This is a genomic window from Candidatus Nitrotoga sp. BS, assembly GCF_927797785.1.
GTDB lineage: Bacteria > Pseudomonadota > Gammaproteobacteria > Burkholderiales > Gallionellaceae > Nitrotoga.
Map to the genome: position 1 here is coordinate 1 of NZ_CAKMLL010000025.1, position 3,971 is coordinate 3,971.

Here is a 3,971-nt window from a genome sequence, read left to right on the forward strand (position 1 = left end):
CTGGCAGAACAACTTCATCGTGCAACTTCGTGTCGCACCTAACCTTATTCGTTAGAGCCCAACATTTCGAGACGTTCAGCAAGCCACACTTTAATAATAGACTGCCGAGTTACACCAAGCTTTCCTGCTTCACGATCTAGCGAATCAACCATCCATGTAGGGAAATCGACATTAACGCGTTTTTGCTCCTGCAACACCTTCTTAGCCTTGGATAAGTCCAGCGAAGCAGTAATATCAATGTCTTCGTCAAACTGCTGTTCAAATTTTTTAGCTTTCATACAGTGCCACCTCCTCGGTTCGTGAACGACGAACAGAAATTATCCAAATATTTGCACCCCTGTAGGGAATGACGACTGACCAACACTTTTCGTAAATCAACCCAATTACGAGGTACCTCGGCTCATCTTCTGTTTTGCGGGGATTTCCAAAAGCCTCGGATCGCCCCATAACGCCTGAGCATCGTCAAAGTTGATGCCATGCTTAAGAAGATTGGATTGGCTTTTTGCTTCGTCAAATTTAAAAGTAATCATGGTGAAAAAAATATATCATTTTTAACAGAAAGACAAGCTGGTGCAGACCATGCTCTAACGAATAGCGTTTATCTGCCGTCCCGCCCAAACTTGTTTAACCTGCATCCCATATTGGCGGCAGATAAACCTTCTTGAAGTGAACGCTACTCATAGCGGAACTTACGGGGATTGTATGGTTTGCGGCGGGTCGTCAACTGCATGATAGGGGGGTGCGACAGTGGGTGAGGTATAAGAAAAGCGGTGATCAGAGCAAGCTTCAAATTTTGGATATGCTATTTTAATTACTCCCCTCACTAAGTTGAATCGGATGCGGGTTGAGATAAACGATGGGATAGATGGTTACGGTGAGTGGTGAGATGTTGGGTTTCATTTCATTCATCCCAATCTACCGCGCTGGTGGGAGTCAGTGTATCAAATAAAATAAAATCGAGTCTGACTACAATTTACTAGACCCGAAAACTTGTCATATGGCGCGAAGCGTCGTTCACGATGTCCGCATCAACGAATTCAGTTATGCGGCAGCGTGAACGACGCTTCGCTCAATATCATGTTTTTTACCACCTGTAAATTCCGGAGTTAACCGGGCGACGACGGCAGGGCGGCCTGGCCGTGCGGCCGATGATGAACCAAGGCGGTCGCACGGCCAGGCTGGCCTGCCGTTGGCGCTCCGGTTGAACGACATGTTAGGCCGCACCTTGAGTGAAGGCACTTGTAGGCGTGCCTTGGTGAAAACGGAGCAACCACCGACCTTCCAAGTATTGCCAAACCGACGACCGATTCGTGTGGCGAGTGAGTTGCCCATCGGATTCAATGTGCGCCGACCTATATGTGAGAAGCGCGATGTCTTGGGAAAGCAGCTGAAGCTGAAACTCCTGTGACCAGACGTGGTAGGCCTGCGGCTCGCTGCTGAACTCTTCAAGTGTTTGTTCGCGCGTGTACGTGGCCCCAGATCTGCCGAACTCCCGGAAGCGCTGGTGAAGATGATGCCCAAGCTCGTTCGGGTCACCCCGTGTCTCGGGCTTGTGCAGCGAGACCTCAAGTGCTCGCAAGGAGTTCAAAAGATCGGAGTCTTGCATGTGCGGCCTAACGTAAAAGTAAGGGGCTGGCCGACTGGTGAACTTGGCACAAGCCCCGGATGTTTAGATTATAACTGCCCGTGAAAGAAGTCGCTTATCGGCCAGTCCCTCTTGACTGCCGGGTTAGGTGCGATGCCGCTTGGACCAAACATAATACCCAGGAAATAAGAGAAAAAACCACAATGGAATAGCGACGAATGGATTGAGGAGCATCAGCATTGGGCCAAGCCACACTAAATAAGGAAGCGTAAGAAAATGGCCCACGACACCAGAAAACATGAACCCCGTGCACTCAACATAGAACCACAACGCGTCGGTCCTATAACAGCCCCTCTGAAGATGACCGACCTCCTCGAAGGTTGGTATCCAAAGCACATTAATTGCGATGCTGATGAAAAGTACCGCCCAAACCAAAATTGAAGCTAACATCAACCCTTTTGATGAAGTAAAGCTTTTCATGCAGCACCTAACGTATAGCTAAGGGGCGCCGCGCTTCTGCGGCGTCCCGCTTGAGCGCAAGGTTAGACGTTTTTTGAATTGATGTCATCATGAGCCAAATGTGCTTACTAGCAGGAATAGTAGAAGAACGGCAAAACCAGCGCCTTCAATGATGGCTATGCCTATCGCGGTGAATACGCGAACCAAACTATTGGGGCCTGGTAGTGACAAGTAATTGATGCTTAACACAAGCGTAGAAAAGCACAGTAAACCAAGAATTGCTGGATAATAACCGGCTACACGGTGGTCATTGTGTGCAGATACATATGCAAGAAATGTAACGGCAAAAATAACCAAACTCCCGACAATGGCAACTGGAATAATCCAGTGTAGATGTTTTCGTGTTCGCACAATATGCATGGATATGATTGAGTCTAACGTCGCCATTGAGCGGCCGAGCAAGTGGGCGAAGCCCGCTTGCGAAGGTCTGCCTCGAATGGCTTGTTAGCCAGCACGGACGGGAAAGCGTTCAATAGCTGCATCGAGTTGTTGAAGTGTGTTCGCGAGATGCGTTTGATCTAGGTTGAGTCCAAATGCCAATTGATTGCCAACGCCGGGTTGATCCCACGCTTCTCCTTTCAGTGAGATGCCACCACGACCATTTCCGGTAAGACTCAAGAGCAGCTGAGTCTCTATTGTGACCAACTTCGCCTCACCCTTAAGACTCTTGTTCAGCGCAACGAGTTGATCGCGAAACTCCGTGATCTCCGCGGTAAGGAAGGAAGCCTGGAACCGACCTCTGAACCCGCCCACGGCCAACGAAACTTCCACCGTGAGCCAATTGTCATCCTGGTAGTCACCACTCGGTTGGCGCTCATAGCCCAAAACGGTTACCTCGACCCGCTCATGCGCGGACTCTCCAAGTGAAAATGCGGCTCCGGTCATATGTGCTGGCTAACGCAAAGCTAAGGGGCGCGGCGGCTTTTTGCCGCGTCCCGCTTGAGCGCCTTGTTGGGCTTAGTTTTACTAGCTATGCTCATTGCCTCGCTAGCCCATATGCGCAATTGCTCGGGGTCATTAAGGATGTCTTCCGGCAGTTCAAAATACCGCCGTACCAGAACTTTCCCCTTTTTGGTCATATACGAAAACGGCTCCATGCCAGCTAATTCGTACTTTTTCCGGGTGATCTCATCGACAACAAAGTACAGGCAATTTTCCATAATCATGGCAAATTGCGCAATGCCATTGGAAATCCTCACGCCACCGAAGAACCGACCTGTTCGCACTGGGCCAATGGGTTCCAGTAACTCTAGAATGTATTCCGTGTATTCGGTGCTAGGAGTTGTCACGGGTTTCAGCCTGTGGTGGGCGCCTCATAAAAGCCGGTCATTTGCATTAAACGACCATTAGTTCCGTATAGCCCATAGCTCGCGCCTTGAGATAGTATGTTTCCATCACCATCCACCATGTTCCAATGGGTAAGACTTCGGTCATGATGGTTCTTAAAGTCGGTGGTAACAAACCTTACGCCGGGAACGTTCTTGTGAAGTTCCGCCATGTAGCCGGATAATTCGCTATACCCCGACGCTTGAATAAGCGGGTCTGTGTACACACAGTCAGGGCTTAGACTTTGCTCGAATAATTGCAACCGCTTAACGGAGTCGGTTTCAGACCAGGAACGCGTATAGGTTTCCCACGTGTTTTGATGTGCATTCATTTTTATTGTCGTCTCCATGGTTGAAAAATACTTCACAGTTATTGTGACGCCCAACTAACAAAGTTCAGCGGCACGCAAAACAGCTTCGCTAAATAGGGAGTTTTCCCATTGTCTATCGAGCGATATTGGCATTCAATGTAGTGATGCCTATTCTGGCCTAACGTGGTTCGAGTTGAGGGGCGAATTGCCCACTATGAATGTGGAAAAAAT

General features: G+C 49.1%; 4 protein-coding genes and 2 pseudogenes. All 6 read right to left on the reverse strand.

The window, feature by feature from the left end; genetic code table 11:
* Positions 1-44: 44 nt before the first annotated feature.
* Positions 45-278: a type II toxin-antitoxin system BrnA family antitoxin gene (gene brnA, locus MJ769_RS01275; protein WP_239234037.1), complete on the reverse strand. Its 234-nt coding sequence runs from the start codon at positions 276-278 to the stop codon at positions 45-47.
* Positions 268-530: pseudogene (locus MJ769_RS14600) on the reverse strand (BrnT family toxin). Before MJ769_RS14600 ends, brnA begins: the two are co-directional and overlap by 11 nt.
* Positions 531-1,213: 683 nt before the next feature.
* Positions 1,214-1,606 carry a nuclear transport factor 2 family protein gene (locus MJ769_RS14605; protein ID WP_445083050.1) on the reverse strand — a complete coding sequence of 131 codons (393 nt, stop codon included), beginning with the start codon at positions 1,604-1,606 and terminating at the stop codon, positions 1,214-1,216.
* Between the two features lie 942 nt (positions 1,607-2,548).
* Positions 2,549-2,989 (reverse strand): WapI family immunity protein, encoded by a 441-nt coding sequence (locus MJ769_RS01285; RefSeq protein WP_239234039.1) that lies wholly within the window; start codon positions 2,987-2,989, stop codon positions 2,549-2,551.
* Positions 2,990-3,009: 20 nt separating this feature from the next.
* Positions 3,010-3,393, reverse strand: a complete 384-nt coding sequence (locus tag MJ769_RS01290; protein WP_239234040.1) for a TfoX/Sxy family protein — start codon at positions 3,391-3,393, stop codon at positions 3,010-3,012.
* Between the two features lie 173 nt (positions 3,394-3,566).
* Positions 3,567-3,779, reverse strand: a pseudogene (locus MJ769_RS14610) (nuclear transport factor 2 family protein); the annotation flags it as partial.
* Positions 3,780-3,971: the final 192 nt, after the last annotated feature.